Source organism: Pseudomonas sp. Ant30-3, assembly GCF_000690905.1.
Classification (GTDB): domain Bacteria; phylum Pseudomonadota; class Gammaproteobacteria; order Pseudomonadales; family Pseudomonadaceae; genus Aquipseudomonas.
Genome location: NZ_JMCL01000065.1, coordinates 1 through 16727 on the forward strand (window position 1 = coordinate 1; position 16727 = coordinate 16727).

Here is a 16727-nt window from a genome sequence, read left to right on the forward strand (position 1 = left end):
CCGGCGGTCGCGTTGCTGATGACCCTACCGAGCATCAGCCTGCCGTCGCTGTTGATGCTGCGCAAGGATTTCGACGCGCGGGTGCTGCTGAGCGTGGCGCTGATGACGATGGGAATCGGCGTGGTCAGCGGGCTGATCGGAGCGGCGCTGCTTTAGGATTTACAGGGGATGGACGGGCCTCGTCGCGGGCCCGCCGATTCAACATCAGCGTCGCTGAATGACCCGCTGGCGAAGGTACTCAAGCACCGCCGCCTGCTCCCCGACGAACTCGATCCGTGCGCCTTTCTTCTCGCGCTGAAACGCATACATCGGGTCGTAATACTCTCGCAGCAACCCTTCGATCCAGTCGCGATGCAGGTCCACCGCACCACTGCGCGCCTGCTCGGCCAAGGCCGCTTCCATCAGGATCAGCATCCGCCGATGTCGCTCGCCGCCAAGGCGTTTCTGGACATTGTTCAGGCTCGCCAGCAAACGTTCGGAAAACAACGCAAAGCCTTCCTCGCCGTGCACGCCGATGAATTCAGCGCACAGGTCTACCACGTAATCGCGCAGGATCCGCTCGACCCGACCTTGCAGACTGTCCTCGAGCCACACCATCGGAAACTCCTGCATGCCCTGAAACAGCGGCAACGGCAAGGCGCAACTGCCAACCATGCGGCTTTCGTCTTCAAGTACGAACTGCTCGATCCCACGATCCCGCTTTTTCAGCAGGTCCACAGCCAGGCGGTTTTCGAAATCGATATTGGACGGCTGCCCGGTCGCCCGCTTGCCAAAGCTGGAGCCACGATGGTTGGCATGACCTTCCAGATCGAGGCCATTGTTCAACTGCATAAGCACTTCAGTCTTGCCGGTGCCCGTCATGCCACCCAGCAAGACGAAATCGCTCTGGGTGAGCGCTTGCTCGAGCGTCCCCAGCAAGAAGGTGCGCATGGCTTTGTAGCCACCGCCGACCCGCGGAAAATCGATGCCCGCCTCGTCCTTGAGCCACTGCTGGACGATCTGAGAACGCAAGCCGCCGCGAAAGCAGTACAACAAGCCATCAGGGTGAGCCTGGGCAAACTCAGCCCAGGCCTGGATGCGTTGCGCCTTGATCGGGCCGGACACCAGTTGATGGCCGAGGGTGATCGCCGCCTGCTGGCCTTGTTCCTTGTAACAGGTGCCGATGCGCTGCCGCTCGCTGTCGTTCATCAGCGGCAAGTTGGCCACGCCGGGGAAGGCACCCTTGACGAATTCGACCGGCGCGCGCGTGTCCATCATCGGCCGGTCATGCAGGAAGATGTCGCGGTAATCGGTGACGTCGATGGGCATCAATACACCTCGACCGCGTTTGTCTGTCGCTCGACCAGTTCACCGATCGGCTGCAGCGACAGGCCCAGCTCGGCGGCGACTTCGAGGAACTGCGCGTTACCTTCGGGCGTGACCGCAATCAGCAAACCACCGCTGGTTTGCGGATCGCACAACACGCGTTTGTGCAACTCCTGAATCCGCCCCAGCTTGCTGGAGTAGCTGTCGAAATTGCGCAAGGTGCCGCCGGGGACGCAGCCTTGCTCCAGGTAATACTCGACACCGGGCAGCTGCGGGACCCGCGCGTATTCGATGCGCGCAGTGACGTGGCTGCCATCGGCCATCTCCACCAGATGCCCGAGCAGACCGAACCCGGTAACGTCGGTCATCGCCGTGACGCCGTCGAGCTTGCCGAAACGGCTGCCCGGTTTGTTGAGCGTGCACATCCAGTCGCGGGCGAGGCCGATGTCGGCGTGACGCAACTTGCCCTTCTTTTCAGCCGTGGTGAGGATGCCGATGCCCAGCGGTTTAGTGAGGTAGAGCAGGCAACCGACGGTGGCGGTGTCATTACGTTTCATATGGCGCTTGTGCACCAGCCCGGTCACGGCCAGGCCGAAGATCGGCTCCGGCGCGTCGATGGAATGGCCGCCGGCCAACGCAATCCCCGCCTCATCGCAGATCGACCGCCCGCCGCGAATCACTTCCCGGGCAATCTCCGGCGCCAGCACGTTGACCGGCCAGCCAAGAATCGCAATCGCCATCAATGGATCGCCGCCCATGGCGTAGATATCGCTGATCGCGTTGGTGGCGGCAATCCGGCCGAAATCGAACGGGTCATCGACAATCGGCATGAAGAAGTCTGTGGTCGAAACCACCCCGCGTTCCTCGTCAATCGCATACACCGCCGCGTCATCGCGCGAGGCGTTGCCCACCCACAGTTTAGGGTCAAGATTCTGCGCGCCACTGCCGGCGAGAATCACTTCCAGCACCTGCGGCGAAATCTTGCAGCCACACCCTGCGCCGTGGCTGTACTGTGTCAGACGGATTGGCTCGCTCATGGGGCACCTCGTGAAGTCAATGCCGGCGATTCTAACAGAGCGCGGCCTTGGCCAGTCATGTCGCGCACAGGCGCGGGCGCTCTATTCGCCCCCCCTTAAGGGCGATGATCAGCATTCATTGACCTTTTTCACGACTTGCCGAGTACAGGTCCCGAACCCAGTCGCTATCGACCACTACCGCCTGACAATCCAACTGAATTTTCCGCCACCAGGACGATCCTTCTATTACTAGAGGGAGGAATTAGGGCTTTATGAACAACGCAAAACTTTTCGTCATTGAATACACCCTGCACGGCGCCCCCAAGTCCTTCATTATCCGCCTCGACAAAATGGATAACACTGAGGCATGGCATTGGGCGAGCTGTGATGCGGGCGTGGGCCGGATTCCGCGGTTCGGGCGCGAGAAGGTGCAAAAAACCAGCAAACCGATGGCGGAAAAATTCGGGGTGGAGAACGTTACGTGGCGACCAGCCGGGTAAATGATCGGGAGGATAAATGATGACGACCACGCCGCTGACCAGCCTGGGTCACATCGACTACGGCATCGATTCACTCTTTGGCCGCATCACTAAAAGTGCCGAGTGCCAGGTAGGCCTCGAGCCCGTTGAGAATGAGCCAAACCGCTTTGCCTTGCGCGTGCATGCGCCTTTGCCAGAAGACCTGGAGAAGGCGAATACAGTCTTGGTCAACGTGGACGGGCGACGACTTGGCGGCGTGATACGACATACCGAGCGGCTGGATGATGACAGCCTGAAACTGGAAGTGGAGCCCAAATAGGCTCCACTTTTTTTTGCGCTGCTATTTTTTTGGAGCCGCGCATTTGCAACCTTCACTGCTGCATGCTTCACCGTTTGCATGATGGTGGGCGCAAGCGTCGCAACAGTAATGCTTGCCGTGGCGCGCAATGGAATGTTCGCCGAGCTTGCACGAACATTGAGGGCAATCGCAGGTCTTTTCGGGCATGGGTCTGACTCCTTGAGTAGTGGTTGTCGGAGGGCCGCGTAGAGCGCCGGAATTACCAGTGTAGAAGTTGTCGCGGCGGAGTGCGGCAATAGCGGGAAAATGATTGGGTCACAGACGCCTTCGCGAGCAGGCTCGCTCCTACAGGGATTGAATACATCCGCACAATCGGGTCGGATTGGAGGCCGCCTTCGCGGGCAAGCCTCGCTCCCACAGGGATTTTGGTATATCCGCAGAAATGCAGTCGGATTCGAGCCGCCATCGCGGCAAGTCGCTCTCCTGCACACTACCCAAAAAAAATGCCCCGATCTCACGACCGGGGCATTTCCATTTCAGCAACTAACCCAGACCCTTAGTGAGCAACCGCCCCACTCGCCCCAAGCCCAGTCTGCGAGCGAACAAATTGCGGGAAGAACAGCGCCCGCTCATTGTCCGCAGCCTTGGACTTGTCAGTAATCGAGAAGAACCAAATACCCACAAACGCAATGATCATCGAAAACAACGCCGGGTACTCATACGGGAAGATCGCCTTCTCGTTATGCAGAATCTGCACCCAAATAGTTGGCCCAAGCACCATCAAACCAACGGCACTGATCAGACCCAGCCAGCCGCCAATCATCGCACCACGCGTAGTCAGGTTCTTCCAGTACATCGAAAGCAACAACACCGGGAAGTTACAGCTCGCCGCGATGGAGAACGCCAGGCCAACCATGAATGCGATGTTCTGGCTTTCGAACAGAATGCCCAGACCAATCGCCAGCACTGCCAAAGCAATCGTGGTGATCTTCGAGACGCGGATTTCATCCTTCTCGTTGGCCTTGCCCTTCTTGATCACGCTGGCATAAAGGTCATGGGACACCGCCGATGCACCGGCCAGGGTCAGACCGGCAACCACTGCCAGAATGGTCGCAAACGCCACCGCCGAGATGAAGCCCAGGAAGATGCTGCCACCGACCGCATTGGCCAGGTGCACCGCCGCCATGTTGTTACCGCCCAACAGTGCGCCCGCCGCGTCTTTAAACGCCGGGTTGGTGCTTACCAGCAGGATCGCGCCGAAGCCGATGATGAAGGTCAGGATGTAGAAGTAACCAATGAAACCGGTTGCGTACAGCACGCTCTTGCGTGCTTCTTTCGCGTCACTCACGGTGAAGAAGCGCATCAGAATGTGCGGCAGGCCAGCGGTACCGAACATCAGCGCCAGGCCCAGCGAGAAGGCCGAAATCGGATCTTTCACCAGACCGCCCGGGCTCATGATCGCTTCACCTTTAGGGTGAACCTTGATCGCCTCGGTAAACAGTGCGTTGAAGTCGAAGTTGACGCTCTTCATCACCATCAGCGCCATGAAGGAGGCGCCGGACAGCAGCAGCACAGCCTTGATGATCTGCACCCAAGTGGTCGCCAGCATGCCGCCAAACAGCACGTACATGCACATCAGGATACCGACGAGAATGACCGCAACGTGGTAGTCGAGACCGAACAGCAACTGAATCAGTTTGCCCGCACCGACCATCTGCGCGATCAGGTAGAACGCCACCACCACCAGCGAACCGCACGCGGACAGCGAACGGATCTGGGTTTGCCCAAGTCGGTAGGACGCCACGTCGGCAAAGGTGTACTTGCCCAGGTTACGCAGGCGCTCGGCGATCAGGAACAGAATGATCGGCCAGCCCACGAGGAAGCCGATCGAGTAGATCAGGCCGTCATAACCGGAGGTGAACACCAGCGCGGAAATACCCAGGAAGGATGCCGCAGACATGTAGTCACCGGCAATCGCCAGACCGTTCTGGAAGCCGGTGATCTTGCCGCCGGCCGCATAGTAGTCGGCGGCCGAGTTGTTTTTCTTCGACGCCCAGTAAGTGATGTACAGGGTCGCGCCGACAAACGCCACGAACATCAGGATCGCGGCGACGTTCAGCGGTTGTCTGGCCACTGCACCGGTCAGGGCGTCAGCCGCCCAGGCACCGGGTGCAAATGCTGCGATGCTCAATAGAGCCATTAGACGCCGGATCATTGCTGAGCCTCCTTGAGAATCGCATTGTTCAGGTCGTCGAATTCGCCATTGGCGCGTTTCACGTAGATGCCGGTCAGGACGAAGGCTGAGAGAATCAGCCCGATACCAATCGGTATGCCCCAGGTAATGGAAGACTCAGGGCTGATCTTCGCGCCCAATATATGCGGCCCATAAGCAATCAGAAGGATGAATCCGGAGTAAAGCCCAAGCATGATCGCCGAAAGAATCCAGGCGAACTTTTCTCGCTTACTAACCAGCTCCTTGAAGCGGGGGCTGTTTTGAATCGAGAGGTAAATGCTGTCGTTCATTGTTTTTATCCTCGCAGCACAGATGAAGTTGTAACGTCATCCACTTTATGCGGCTGCGGGACAGGTTCCAGACGACCTTAGTATTAGAACGACATGACCCATGCGCCAATTTCCAGCATGCACAAATAAATGTAGGAGTGAGCCTGCTCGCGATTGCGTTGTGTCAGACGACGATCCAGTCATCTGACAGATTGCTATCGCGAGCAGGCTCACTCCTACAAGGGGTCGCAGATGTAGGGTTATTTAGTCCAGTCAGCCACACGCTCCGGATGCTTGGCCACCCACGCCTTGGCCGCCGCGTCAGGCTTGGCACCGTCCTGAATCGCCAGCATCACTTCGCCGATTTCATCTTTCGAGGACCACTGGAAGTTCTTCAGGAACTTCGCCACTTCCGGCGCCTTGGCTTCCAGTTCCTTGCTGCCGATGTTGTTCACGGTCTCTGCCGCGCCGTACACGCCTTTCGGATCGTCGAGGAAACGCAATTTCCACTTGGCGAACATCCAGTGCGGCACCCAGCCGGTGACAGCGATGGATTCGTTTTTCTTCTCGGCACGGGTCAGCTCGGCAATCATGCCAGCGCCGGAGCTGGCCTTGAGTTGATAACTGGTCAGACCATAGTCCTTTATGGCCTGATCGGTCTTGAGCATCACACCCGAACCGGCGTCGATGCCCACAATGCGATTCTTGAAGGTGTCGTCGGTTTTCAGGTCTTCGATGGATTTGGCCTTGACGTACTCGGGCACGATCAGACCGATTTTTGCGTCCTTGAAGTTCGGGCCATAATCGACGACCTGGTCCTTGTTCTTGGTCCAGTAATCGCCGTGTGTGACCGGCAGCCAGGCCGACATCATGGCATCAAGTTTCCCGGTGGCCACGCCTTGCCACATGATCCCGGTGGCGACCGCTTGCAGTTTCACATCGTAATCGAGCTTTTGCCTGATCACTTCGGCCGCGACGTGGGTGGTCGCGACACTGTCGGACCAGCCGTCAACGTAGCCAATGGTCACAGCCCCTTTCGCGGCCAGGGCTTGGGCGGAGCCAACCGCAAGCACCAGAGCGGCACCCGCGCCTAAAAGTCGTCGAATCTTCATCGTTACTTCCCCGAAAGTGCTGCGCCCGACGAATGCCGAGCCGCGTCAACGTATTGTCATGGTGCTCAGCGCCTCCATCACGCTCACCGCAAACTCGTTCAACATCAGCGGAGTACTGACGCTTTTGATCATCAACCCGACGCCAATGGCGACCTGCTCTGCCAACGACCTCAAAACATCGAGAAACGACATCAGAAAGCCATTAATGGTGATCGCCATCAGCGCAGCGGTCGATCCGCCCGAACTTTGCATGTCAAAATCGTGCAGACCACCCAAGCGAGTGTTAAATGCAGGTAACATGCGCCGCTTTGCTCCCAGACGGCCTGACCATGCCCGCCACATCCCGCTTTCCGTTTCTTGCTTATTTATTCGCCTGCCTGCTGGGGCTTTTCGCCCTCATTGGCTTTTGGTATGGACTCGGCAAACCGGTGGTTATGCCGGACGTGGCAAGCGCGACGCACAAGCTGCAATGCGCCTCTTACACGCCATTCGACAAAGATCAATCACCGTTCGACGTGCCATTCAAATTGCGCCCCGAGCGCATGGATGCCGATCTGGCATTGCTGGCCACGCGCTTCGAATGCATCCGCACTTACTCCATGACCGGCCTGGAGGCCTTGCCTGATCTGGCGCGCAAGCACGGTTTGAAATTGATGATCGGCGCGTGGGTCAACAGCAATGCGGTGGACACCGAAAAAGAAGTCGACTTGCTGATTGCTTCTGCCAACGCCAACGCCGATGTGGTCACGTCGGTGATCGTCGGCAACGAAACCTTGCTGCGCAAGGAAATCACCGGCGCGCAGCTGGCAAGGCTGATCAACAAGGTCAAAAGCCAGGTCAAGCAACCGGTCACCTATGCCGATGTCTGGGAGTTCTGGCTGAAACACCCGGAAGTCGCCCCGGCGGTGGATTTCCTGACCATTCACTTGTTGCCGTATTGGGAAGACGATCCGTCGAACATCGACGCCGCGCTGCAGCACGTCGCCGAAGTACGCCAGGTTTTTGGCAACAAGTTCGCTCCCAAGGATGTGGTGATCGGTGAAACCGGCTGGCCAAGCGAAGGCCGACAACGCGAAACCGCCCTGCCGAGCCGCGTCAATGAAGCCAAGTTCATTCGCGGTTTCGTCATCATGGCGGAGCAGGAAGGCTGGCGTTACAACCTGATCGAAGCCTTCGACCAGCCGTGGAAACGTGCCAGTGAAGGTGCGGTCGGCGGTTACTGGGGTCTGTTTGATGCCGATCGCCAGGACAAAGGCGTGCTGGCCGGGCCGGTGTCGAACGTACCTTATTGGTCGCAATGGCTGGCGGTGGGTGGCTTGATCTTCGTCGGCACGCTGCTGCTCGGCGGCCGAGTGCGTAGCACCCGCGCCGCATTGGTGCTGCCGCTGCTGGCTGCTTTGGCTGCCTGCGCGCTTGGCGCCTGGGGAGATCTGGCGCGGGTGACCACGCGGTTTGCCAGCGAATGGCTGTGGGTCGCACTGCTGACCGGGCTGAATTTGCTGGTGCTGGCGCATGCCGCGCTCACCTTGAGTACCCGCGAAGGATGGCGTGGACGTGCATTCGCGGTGCTGGAACGCCGGGCTGGCTGGCTGGTGGCCGCCGCAGGTTTCGCTGCTGCAGTCACCATGCTTGAGCTGGTGCTCGACCCACGTTATCGCAGCTTTCCGAGCGTCGCATTCATCCTTCCGGCGCTGGTATACCTGTGCCGTCCGGTGAATGTGCCGCGTCGGGAAATTGCCCTGCTGACCTTCATCGTTGGAGCGGGCATTGCGCCGCAGTTGTATCGCGAAGGTTTGCTGAATCAGCAGGCGTGGGGCTGGGCGCTGGTGAGTGTGTTGATGGTGGTTGCGTTGTGGCGATGCTTGCGGGTTCGCAAGGTCTGATTTGCAGCGCAGCTTCTGACCCCATCGCTGGCAAGCCAGCTCCTACATGGATATACGCTTGCCATAAATCCTGTAGGAGCCGGCTTGCTGGCGATAGATTTGCAGCGCAGCTTCTGACCCCATCGCTGGCAAGCCAGCTCCTACACGGTGTGCGATGCGCATGAATCCTGTAGGAGCCGGCTTGCTGGCGATGCGATTCTTCAAACGCCGCGGGGCGCCCGCACCAACCGCAACCCGGCAATCACCACCGCAAACACCGCCAGCGTCGTGTTATACAGCGCCAGTGCCGGCAGCCCGAACACCAGAGCCAACACCGCGAGCCACCATCCGGCCCGCCCAGGAATCACAAAACCGATAATGGCCGCCGCCAGTGCCGAATAGCCGAGAATCTGGAAGTGGATCATCAAGCCCAGATTCGAGCGAACGATGCATTCCCAACGGCTGGCCTCGTCCACGCAGACGCCGACCCACTGCGCATCCTCCATGAAACCATAGCGTGCGCCATAACTGGCGGCCAGCCATAATGGCAGCAGAACAAGCAGTAGAATCACGGGTAAACGGCGGGACATGGCACACTCCAACGATACGAAAACGGCGGCCAGCTTAATCGCCCGGCAGCTTTAAGCAAACGCACGTAACAGATAAATAGTCACGAAATAGCTGCAAAGTGTATCGTCCAGCTACTATTACTCCGAATTAGGCCTGATGGGTGCCGTTCCATGGCACTTGGCGCAACCCCGGCGGTCATAGCCTGCAACTTTTATCGGCACCTTTCCTCTTAGGGATCTAGTCATGCTCCGTTCCTTGCGCTTCGCCGCCTTATTTGGCGGCCTTATTTTGAGTGCGTCCGCACTGGCGGTCGACATCGACGCCGCCAGTTATGGCTACCCCTTGACCAACCCGTTCGAGGCGACCATTGCCACGACACCTCCGGACCTGCGTCCGGAGCTGCCGCTGGACGATGACATCGATCAGGAGGATCGCAGCGTCACTTTGCGCCCGGAGCGTGAGTTCGAACTGCCGGACAACTTCTGGTCAGTCAAGAAACTCACCTATCGCATTGCGACCCAGGATAAAGCCGCCCCGCTGATCTTCCTGATTGCCGGCACGGGTGCACGCTATGACAGCAGCCTCAACGAGTACTTGAAGAAGCTGTATTACAAGGCCGGTTATCACGTGGTGCAATTGTCGTCGCCGACCAGCTTCGACTTCATCAGCTCTGCATCGCGCTTCGCCACGCCAGGTATCACCAAGGAAGATGCCGAAGACATGTATCGGGTAATGCAGGCCGTCAGGGCGCAAAACCCCAACGTGCCGGTGACAGATTACTACCTGACCGGTTACAGCCTCGGCGCCCTCGATGCGGCATTCGTCGCGCACCTGGATGAAACCCGTCGCAGCTTCAACTTCAAGAAAGTTCTGCTACTCAATCCGCCGGTCAACCTGTACACCTCGATCACCAACCTCGACCGGCTGGTGCAGACCGAGGTCAAGGGCATCACCGACAGCACCACTTTTTACGAATTGGTGCTGAGCAAGCTGACCCGCTACTTCCAGCAGAAGGGTTACATCGACCTCAATGACGCCTTGCTCTACGACTTTCAGCAGTCCAAGCAACACTTGAGCAACGAGCAGATGGCGATGCTGATCGGCACCTCGTTCCGCTTCTCGGCGGCCGACATTGCCTTCACGTCCGACCTGATCAACCGTCGCGGCCTGATCACGCCACCCAAGCATCCGATTACCCAGGGCACCAGCCTCACGCCGTTCCTCAAGCGTGCCTTGCAGTGCGACTTCGACTGCTACATCACCGAGCAGGTCATCCCGATGTGGCGCGCGCGCACCGACGGCGGCAGCCTGTTGCAGCTGATCGACCAGGTAAGCCTGTATGCCCTCGAAGATTACCTGCGCGACAGCCCGAAAATCGCGGTCATGCACAACGCCGATGACGTGATCCTCGGCCCTGGCGACCTCGGTTTCCTGCGCAAGACCTTTGGCGACCGTTTGACCGTTTACCCATTGGGCGGCCATTGCGGCAACCTAAATTACCGCGTCAACAGCGACGCCATGCTGGAGTTTTTCCGTGGCTAAACATCTCCTGCTTATCGCAGCGCTACTCTGTGCAGGCGTCGCCAATGCCGACAACAGCAAAGCCAATGCGCCGGTTGTGATCGACAACGACGGTTTCAAGGAACCGCTGAGCAAACTCAAGTTCAACCCGGGCCTCGACCAGCGTGAGTTCGAACGTTCGACGCTCAACGCGTTGAACGTTTACGACCCGCTGGAAGAGTGGAACCGTCGGGTTTATCACTTCAACTACCGTTTCGACCAATGGGTGTTCCTGCCCGTCGTCGATGGTTATCGCTACATCACGCCGAGCTTCTTGCGCACCGGCGTCAGCAACTTCTTCAACAACCTCGGCGACGTGCCGAACCTGATGAACAGCCTGCTGCAGTTCAAGGGCAAGCGGTCGATGGAAACCACTGCACGTCTGTTGCTCAACACCACCGTCGGCATCGCCGGGCTGTGGGACCCGGCCACCGCCATGGGCCTGCCGCGCCAGAGCGAAGACTTCGGCCAGACACTGGGTTTCTACGGCGTGCCGGGCGGTGCCTACTTCGTGCTGCCAATCCTGGGACCATCCAACATCCGCGATACCGGCGGCCTGGCGGTGGATTTCACGGCCGAGTCGGCCATCAACTTCCTCAACGTCGCCGAAGTCAGCTCCAACCATCCTGAACTGTGGTTGTTGCGCAGCATCGACAAACGCAACCAGACCAGCTTCCGCTACGGCCAGCTGAACTCGCCGTTCGAATACGAGAAGGTGCGTTACGTTTACACCGAGTCGCGCAAGTTGCAGATCGCCGAGTAAATCATCGGCAATAAAAAAGGCCATTCGATGCGAGTCGAATGGCCTTTTTTTATAGATTTTTGCATACGCCTAACTTTGTAGGAGCAAGCTTGCTCGCGATAGCGGTGGTCCAGTCAACATTGATGTCGACTGACACTGCCTCATCGCGAGCAGGCTCACTCCTACAGGTGGACAGTGCCAGGCTTCAGCCCTTCGCCGCTTTCCAGATCTTGCTCACAACCATCACCACCGCCAGCACCGCAGCGCCTGCGACAATCCCCGCCACCGCGTTCAGCAACGTCGGCACGATAAACCCTGCACCACCCGCCCCCGCGCTGACGCTTTCGATCCAGTGATGAACGACTGGTATGCCGTGGGTCAGAATCCCGCCGCCAACCAGGAACATTGCGGCCGTGCCGATCACCGACAGGCTTTTCATCATGTACGGCGCCGCGCGCAAAATGCCGTTGCCGATGCTTTTGGCCATCTGGCCGGGCTTCTGCGTCAGCCACAGGCCGAGGTCGTCGAGCTTGACGATGCCCGCCACCAGGCCGTAAACGCCCACGGTCATGACAATCGCAATACCTGACAGCACGAGTACTTGCTGGGTCAGCGAAGCGCCAGCCACAGTGCCCAGGGTGATGGCGATGATTTCTGCCGACAGAATGAAGTCGGTGCGGATTGCACCCTTGATCTTGTCTTTCTCGAACGCCACCAGATCGACTGCCGGATTGGCCACCGCCTCGACCAGATTTGCGTGTTCAGCCCTGTCTTCGGTTTTGCTGTGCAAGAATTTGTGTGCGAGTTTTTCAAAACCCTCGTAACACAGGTAAGCGCCGCCGATCATCAGTAGCGGCGTGACCAGCCACGGAACGAACGCGCTGATTGCCAGCGCCGAAGGCACAAGGATCAGTTTATTGAGAAACGAACCCTTGGCCACCGCCCACACCACGGGAATTTCCCGCTCGGCACGCACGCCGGAGACTTGCTGGGCATTGAGTGCCAGGTCGTCGCCGAGCACACCCGCGGTCTTTTTCGCGGCCATTTTGGTCATTAACGCCACATCGTCGAGCACTGCGGCGATGTCGTCGATCAGCAACAGCAAGCTGCTTCCTGCCATGAATGTGATGTCCTTCAAAAGTGAATGCCGGGCAGCATAGCGCGGCCGGCGTTGCTCGGGGCATTCTTGAGCGTCTGACGAGGCCGGTGCTACCATGCGCCACCGCCAGAACAGGCAAGGAACCCCTTGGTTTATGAGCACTATCCGCGAGCGCAACAAACAACTGATCCTGCGTGCCGCCAGTGAAGAATTTGCCGACAAGGGCTTCGCTGCGACCAAAACCAGTGATATCGCAGCCAAGGCGGGATTGCCCAAGCCCAATGTCTACTACTACTTCAAATCCAAGGAAAACCTCTATCGCGAGGTCCTTGAAAGCATCATCGAACCGATTCTGCAGGCTTCGACACCGTTCAACGCCGACGGTGCCCCGAGTGAAGTACTGAGCGGCTACATTCGTTCGAAAATCCGCATCTCGCGCGATCTACCGTTTGCTTCGAAGGTGTTCGCCAGCGAAATCATGCACGGCGCCCCGCACCTGAGTGCAGACCTGGTTGAACAGCTCAACGGCCAGGCGAAACACAACATCGACTGCATCCAGACCTGGATCGACCGCGGCCAGATCGCCCCCATCGACCCTAATCACCTGATGTTCAGCATCTGGGCCGCGACCCAGACGTATGCCGACTTCGACTGGCAGATCACTGCGATCACCGGCAAGGCCAAGCTGGATGAAGAGGATTACGAAGCGGCGGCGCAGACGATCATTCGGTTGGTGCTGAAGGGGTGTGAGCCGGACTGAAAGACAGCATGGCCCCAATCGCGAGCAAGCTCACTCCTACCTATGAAACGCTTTCCCTTGTAGGAGTGAGCCTGCTCGCGATGGCCGCGACTCGGTTTGACCTCAAACCCAAATAGCATCCCACAGCGGATAGTCCCCCAGCTTGGCCACCAGCCCGGCCCTTAAAGGATTAGCCACCACATACCGCGCCATTTTCACCAAATCCTCATCCCGTCGTAATGCTCGGTCGTGAAAGCCTCGTTGCCAGAGACTCGTCGTTCGACCAGTCGTTAGCTTTACCGCCTTGGTGCTGAGCGATTTGGTCTTTTGCATCAGCTCACTCAACGACCCCTGCTGTAATTCAATCAACCAGTGAAAGTGATCGGGCATGACCACCCATGCCAGTGAGTTGGCAAAACCCTGGTCATGCGCAGCGCGAAATTGAGCGACCACCAATCGGCCGATAACAACATCGTTGAAGACAGGCTCCCTATCGTGCGTGTTGGTGGTGAGCAGGTAGATTCGATTGGCTTCGGCGTAGCGCCCGGCTCGCAATCGGTGTGCAGCAGGTGAGTCTGGCATTCCTTTGCCTCCCATGATCAATCATGAGAAGACTAGCTCTGTGAATTCAAGCGGGAGGCCAAACTGTTGGCCGGATGTGTCTGGAGATAGCTATCGCGAGCAGGCTCACTCCTACAGGGATTTGTGATGTTCAGACCTTTTCTGTCCAGCCACGATCCTTGTAAGAGTGAGCCTGCTCGCGATAGCAATTGGTCAGTCACTACCCAATCAAGCACTCACCCCCGCATCCGCCCGCAACCCCAACGCCTCGATCGCACTGATCGCGCACTGTTCGTCGACATCCGACAGATCGCCGCTGATGCCTACCGCCCCCAGCACTTTCCCGTCCTGATCACGTATCAACACCCCACCCGGGGCCGGCACGACGCTGCCCTGTCCCAGGCTGTTCAAAGCGGCGATAAATGCAGGACGTTGCTGGGCGTCCAGCGCCAGCAGGCGTGAGCCTTTGCCGAGCGCGATGGCGCCCCAGGCTTTGCCGATGGCGATTTGCGGGCGTAACAGGCTGGCGCCGTCTTCGCGCTGCAGGCTGAGCAGGTGCCCGCCCGCGTCCAGCACGGCAATGGTCAAGGGGGCCGCGGAGACTGCGCGGCCGGCGGAGATGGCCTGACTGGTCAGGTTGACTGCAACGTTCAAGGTTAAAGCGCTCATGGTGCTGTCCTGATTTTGTTATAGGAAAAGCCGTTGTCCTGCGCTCAAGTGACGCAGGCCGATGCAACAAATAGAACACAATGACTTATTATTTTGTATACAATAATTATCGAAAAACGCCACATGCGACGAAAAGCCACAGCAGGACAGGCTTCCGACGAATGAAACATGCGCTTGAGAAAATGGATTGACCTGCGCCGTCCGCCGTGAATACACTCTGCGCAAAGCCACTTGTATACAATTACAAAACGTAAGAGGCACAAAACTATGAGCAAAATGAGAGCAATCGAAGCCGCCGTTCTGGTGATGCGCCGCGAAGGGGTTGATACCGCTTTTGGCATCCCGGGCGCCGCGATCAACCCGCTGTACAACGCCTTGCAGAAGGTCGGTGGCATCGATCACGTCCTCGCTCGCCACGTTGAAGGCGCCTCGCACATGGCTGAGGGTTACACCCGCACCAAGGCCGGCAACATCGGCGTGTGCATCGGCACTTCCGGCCCTGCCGGCACGGACATGGTCACCGGGCTTTACAGCGCCTCGGCCGACTCGATCCCGATTCTGTGCATCACCGGGCAAGCGCCCCGCGCCCGTATGCACAAGGAAGACTTCCAGGCTGTCGATATCACCGCCATCGTCAAGCCAGTGACCAAGTGGGCAACCACCGTCATGGAACCGGGCCAGGTGCCTTATGCGTTCCAGAAAGCCTTTTATGAAATGCGCTCCGGCCGTCCAGGCCCTGTGCTGATCGACCTGCCATTCGACGTGCAGATGGCTGAAATCGAATTCGACATCGACGCTTACCAGCCGCTGCCACTGGCCAAGCCGAGCGCGACCCGTATTCAGGTCGAGAAAGCCTTGGCCCTGCTAGATCAAGCCGAGCGCCCGTTGCTGGTGGCCGGTGGTGGCATCATCAATGCCGACGCCAGCGACTTGCTGGTCGAGTTCGCCGAGCTGACCGGCATCCCGGTTATTCCGACCCTGATGGGCTGGGGCACGATCCCGGACGATCACCCGCTGATGGTCGGCATGGTTGGTTTGCAGACTTCGCATCGCTACGGCAACGCGACGATGCTCAAATCTGACGTAGTGCTGGGCATTGGTAACCGCTGGGCCAACCGTCACACCGGTTCGATCGACGTCTACACCGAAGGCCGCAAGTTCATTCACGTCGACATCGAAGGCACGCAGATCGGCCGCGTATTCACCCCGGACCAGGGCATCGTCTCCGACGCCGCTGCCGCGCTGACCGTGTTCATCGAAGTCGCTCGCGAGTGGCAAGCCGCCGGCAAACTGAAAAACCGCAGCGCCTGGCTGCAAGACTGCCAGCAGCGCAAAGCCAGCCTGCACCGCAAGACTCACTTCGACAACGTGCCGGTCAAGCCGCAACGCGTGTACGAAGAGATGAACCAGGTGTTCGGCAAAGACACCTGCTACGTCAGCACCATCGGTCTGTCGCAGATTGCCGGCGCGCAGTTCCTGCACGTCTACAAGCCGCGTCACTGGATCAACTGCGGTCAGGCCGGCCCGTTGGGCTGGACCATTCCGGCAGCGCTGGGCGTGGTCAAGGCCGATCCGACGCGCAAGGTTGTCGCGCTCTCGGGCGACTATGATTTCCAGTTCATGATCGAAGAATTGGCAGTGGGCGCGCAGTTCAAGCTGCCGTACATCCACGTGGTCGTGAACAACTCGTATCTGGGCTTGATCCGTCAGGCGCAGCGCGGTTTTGACATGGACTACTGCGTGCAGCTGTCCTTCGACAACCTCAACGCACCGGAGCTCAACGGCTACGGTGTCGATCACGTCGCGGTCGCCGAAGGCCTCGGCTGCAAGGCATTGCGTGTGTTCGAACCGTCCGAGATCCAGCCTGCCCTGCGCAAGGCTCAGGAAATGATCGAAGAGTTCAAGGTGCCGGTAATCGTCGAGATTATTCTGGAGCGCGTGACTAACATTTCCATGGGTACCGAGATCAACGCGGTCAACGAATTTGAAGACTTGGCGTTGGTCGGCAACGACGCGCCGACTGCGATTTCGATGCTTGATTAACTGCTGATCGCTCCCTCTGTAGGAGCGAGGCTTTTGTGGCGAGGGGATTTATCCCCGTTAGGCTGCGAAGCAGTCGTGAACCTCGTGTGCGGTGTACCTGATACGCCGCAGTTTTCAGTTTTGAGGCCGCTTCGCGCCCTGACGGGGATAAATCCCCTCGCCACACAAGC

Annotated in this window: 18 protein-coding genes and 1 pseudogene; 8 read left to right on the forward strand and 11 right to left on the reverse strand. The window is 58.6% G+C overall.

The genetic code is table 11. The features are described from left to right. Nucleotides 1-156, forward strand: a pseudogene (locus DU29_RS1000000132415) (permease); the annotation flags it as partial. Between the two features lie 48 nt (nucleotides 157-204). On the opposite strand, the gene mnmH reads toward DU29_RS1000000132415, so the two are convergent. Beyond that, on the reverse strand, nucleotides 205-1308 hold the full coding sequence (gene mnmH / locus DU29_RS0116840; protein ID WP_028622717.1) for a tRNA 2-selenouridine(34) synthase MnmH: 1104 nt from the start codon (nucleotides 1306-1308) through the stop codon (nucleotides 205-207). Then, entirely contained in the window at nucleotides 1308-2342 is a 1035-nt protein-coding gene (gene selD / locus DU29_RS0116845; RefSeq protein WP_028622718.1) for a selenide, water dikinase SelD, read from the reverse strand. Before selD ends, mnmH begins: the two co-directional genes overlap by 1 nt. Before the next feature lie 251 nt (nucleotides 2343-2593). Between selD and DU29_RS0116850 the strand changes: the two genes are divergently transcribed. After that, nucleotides 2594-2821, forward strand: coding sequence for a DUF6555 family protein (locus tag DU29_RS0116850; protein WP_028622719.1), 228 nt, complete (start codon nucleotides 2594-2596; stop codon nucleotides 2819-2821). A gap of 19 nt (nucleotides 2822-2840) precedes the next feature. Beyond that, on the forward strand, nucleotides 2841-3119 hold the full coding sequence (locus tag DU29_RS0116855; protein ID WP_028622720.1) for a hypothetical protein: 279 nt from the start codon (nucleotides 2841-2843) through the stop codon (nucleotides 3117-3119). A 21-nt stretch (nucleotides 3120-3140) separates the two neighbouring features. On the opposite strand, the gene DU29_RS1000000131615 is transcribed toward DU29_RS0116855, so the two are convergent. The 5 genes from DU29_RS1000000131615 to DU29_RS1000000130965 form a co-directional block, all read right to left on the reverse strand. Beyond that, the gene (locus tag DU29_RS1000000131615) at nucleotides 3141-3305 is read right to left on the reverse strand and encodes a metallothionein (RefSeq protein WP_081832507.1); all 165 of its coding nucleotides are present in this window, start codon (nucleotides 3303-3305) and stop codon (nucleotides 3141-3143) included. Nucleotides 3306-3654: 349 nt separating this feature from the next. Then, the gene (locus DU29_RS0116860; protein ID WP_028622721.1) at nucleotides 3655-5313 is read right to left on the reverse strand and encodes a cation acetate symporter; all 1659 of its coding nucleotides are present in this window, start codon (nucleotides 5311-5313) and stop codon (nucleotides 3655-3657) included. After that, nucleotides 5310-5621 carry a DUF485 domain-containing protein gene (locus DU29_RS0116865; RefSeq protein WP_028622722.1) on the reverse strand — a complete coding sequence of 104 codons (312 nt, stop codon included), beginning with the start codon at nucleotides 5619-5621 and terminating at the stop codon, nucleotides 5310-5312. Before DU29_RS0116865 ends, DU29_RS0116860 begins: the two co-directional genes overlap by 4 nt. A 239-nt stretch (nucleotides 5622-5860) precedes the next feature. Further along, the gene (locus DU29_RS0116870; RefSeq protein WP_028622723.1) at nucleotides 5861-6712 is read right to left on the reverse strand and encodes a glycine betaine ABC transporter substrate-binding protein; all 852 of its coding nucleotides are present in this window, start codon (nucleotides 6710-6712) and stop codon (nucleotides 5861-5863) included. Nucleotides 6713-6757: 45 nt separating this feature from the next. Continuing rightward, nucleotides 6758-7054 carry a hypothetical protein gene (locus DU29_RS1000000130965; protein ID WP_236645623.1) on the reverse strand — a complete coding sequence of 99 codons (297 nt, stop codon included), beginning with the start codon at nucleotides 7052-7054 and terminating at the stop codon, nucleotides 6758-6760. Here DU29_RS1000000130965 and DU29_RS0116880 point away from each other — a divergent pair. Next, nucleotides 7000-8595, forward strand: coding sequence for a glycoside hydrolase family 17 protein (locus DU29_RS0116880; RefSeq protein ID WP_028622724.1), 1596 nt, complete (start codon nucleotides 7000-7002; stop codon nucleotides 8593-8595). The two genes, DU29_RS1000000130965 and DU29_RS0116880, sit on opposite strands and share 55 nt — an antisense overlap. A 200-nt stretch (nucleotides 8596-8795) precedes the next feature. Here DU29_RS0116880 and DU29_RS0116885 read toward each other — a convergent pair whose 3' ends face one another. Next, on the reverse strand, nucleotides 8796-9164 hold the full coding sequence (locus DU29_RS0116885) for a hypothetical protein (protein WP_028622725.1): 369 nt from the start codon (nucleotides 9162-9164) through the stop codon (nucleotides 8796-8798). Nucleotides 9165-9387: 223 nt separating this feature from the next. Between DU29_RS0116885 and DU29_RS0116890 the strand changes: the two genes are divergently transcribed. Together DU29_RS0116890 and DU29_RS0116895 are read left to right on the forward strand one after the other, a co-directional pair. Continuing rightward, on the forward strand, nucleotides 9388-10686 hold the full coding sequence (locus DU29_RS0116890) for a serine/threonine protein kinase (RefSeq protein ID WP_028622726.1): 1299 nt from the start codon (nucleotides 9388-9390) through the stop codon (nucleotides 10684-10686). Next, a complete protein-coding gene (locus tag DU29_RS0116895) occupies nucleotides 10679-11467 on the forward strand; it encodes an MlaA family lipoprotein (RefSeq protein ID WP_028622727.1) in 789 nt (262 codons plus the stop codon). Before DU29_RS0116890 ends, DU29_RS0116895 begins: the two co-directional genes overlap by 8 nt. Nucleotides 11468-11651: 184 nt before the next feature. Here DU29_RS0116895 and DU29_RS0116900 read toward each other — a convergent pair whose 3' ends face one another. Beyond that, entirely contained in the window at nucleotides 11652-12566 is a 915-nt protein-coding gene (locus DU29_RS0116900; RefSeq protein ID WP_028622728.1) for a DUF808 domain-containing protein, read from the reverse strand. Between the two features lie 133 nt (nucleotides 12567-12699). On the opposite strand from DU29_RS0116900, the gene DU29_RS0116905 reads away from it, so the two are divergent. Beyond that, complete coding sequence (locus tag DU29_RS0116905) at nucleotides 12700-13305, forward strand: TetR/AcrR family transcriptional regulator (RefSeq protein WP_028622729.1); 606 nt, start codon at nucleotides 12700-12702, stop codon at nucleotides 13303-13305. A gap of 102 nt (nucleotides 13306-13407) precedes the next feature. Here DU29_RS0116905 and DU29_RS0116910 read toward each other — a convergent pair whose 3' ends face one another. Beyond that, nucleotides 13408-13866, reverse strand: a complete 459-nt coding sequence (locus DU29_RS0116910) for an REP-associated tyrosine transposase (protein WP_028622730.1) — start codon at nucleotides 13864-13866, stop codon at nucleotides 13408-13410. A gap of 207 nt (nucleotides 13867-14073) precedes the next feature. Next, a complete protein-coding gene (locus tag DU29_RS0116915) occupies nucleotides 14074-14514 on the reverse strand; it encodes a GlcG/HbpS family heme-binding protein (RefSeq protein WP_028622731.1) in 441 nt (146 codons plus the stop codon). A 267-nt stretch (nucleotides 14515-14781) separates the two neighbouring features. Here DU29_RS0116915 and gcl point away from each other — a divergent pair, with 267 nt between their 5' ends. Continuing rightward, a complete protein-coding gene (gcl, locus tag DU29_RS0116920) occupies nucleotides 14782-16557 on the forward strand; it encodes a glyoxylate carboligase (protein WP_028622732.1) in 1776 nt (591 codons plus the stop codon). Nucleotides 16558-16727: the final 170 nt, after the last annotated feature.

Bases quoted from the DNA above. Each gene is read 5' to 3' on its own strand.
- mnmH (WP_028622717.1), bottom strand. From the start codon at position 1,308: ATGCCCATCGACGTCACCGATTACCGCGACATCTTCCTGCATGACCGG.
- selD (WP_028622718.1), bottom strand. From the start codon at position 2,342: ATGAGCGAGCCAATCCGTCTGACACAGTACAGCCACGGCGCAGGGTGT.
- DU29_RS0116850 (WP_028622719.1), top strand. From the start codon at position 2,594: ATGAACAACGCAAAACTTTTCGTCATTGAATACACCCTGCACGGCGCC.
- DU29_RS0116855 (WP_028622720.1), top strand. From the start codon at position 2,841: ATGACGACCACGCCGCTGACCAGCCTGGGTCACATCGACTACGGCATC.
- DU29_RS1000000131615 (WP_081832507.1), bottom strand. From the start codon at position 3,305: ATGCCCGAAAAGACCTGCGATTGCCCTCAATGTTCGTGCAAGCTCGGC.
- DU29_RS0116860 (WP_028622721.1), bottom strand. From the start codon at position 5,313: ATGATCCGGCGTCTAATGGCTCTATTGAGCATCGCAGCATTTGCACCC.
- DU29_RS0116865 (WP_028622722.1), bottom strand. From the start codon at position 5,621: ATGAACGACAGCATTTACCTCTCGATTCAAAACAGCCCCCGCTTCAAG.
- DU29_RS0116870 (WP_028622723.1), bottom strand. From the start codon at position 6,712: ATGAAGATTCGACGACTTTTAGGCGCGGGTGCCGCTCTGGTGCTTGCG.
- DU29_RS0116880 (WP_028622724.1), top strand. From the start codon at position 7,000: ATGCAGGTAACATGCGCCGCTTTGCTCCCAGACGGCCTGACCATGCCC.
- DU29_RS1000000130965 (WP_236645623.1), bottom strand. From the start codon at position 7,054: ATGTGGCGGGCATGGTCAGGCCGTCTGGGAGCAAAGCGGCGCATGTTA.
- DU29_RS0116885 (WP_028622725.1), bottom strand. From the start codon at position 9,164: ATGTCCCGCCGTTTACCCGTGATTCTACTGCTTGTTCTGCTGCCATTA.
- DU29_RS0116890 (WP_028622726.1), top strand. From the start codon at position 9,388: ATGCTCCGTTCCTTGCGCTTCGCCGCCTTATTTGGCGGCCTTATTTTG.
- DU29_RS0116900 (WP_028622728.1), bottom strand. From the start codon at position 12,566: ATGGCAGGAAGCAGCTTGCTGTTGCTGATCGACGACATCGCCGCAGTG.
- DU29_RS0116905 (WP_028622729.1), top strand. From the start codon at position 12,700: ATGAGCACTATCCGCGAGCGCAACAAACAACTGATCCTGCGTGCCGCC.
- DU29_RS0116910 (WP_028622730.1), bottom strand. From the start codon at position 13,866: ATGCCAGACTCACCTGCTGCACACCGATTGCGAGCCGGGCGCTACGCC.
- DU29_RS0116915 (WP_028622731.1), bottom strand. From the start codon at position 14,514: ATGAGCGCTTTAACCTTGAACGTTGCAGTCAACCTGACCAGTCAGGCC.
- gcl (WP_028622732.1), top strand. From the start codon at position 14,782: ATGAGCAAAATGAGAGCAATCGAAGCCGCCGTTCTGGTGATGCGCCGC.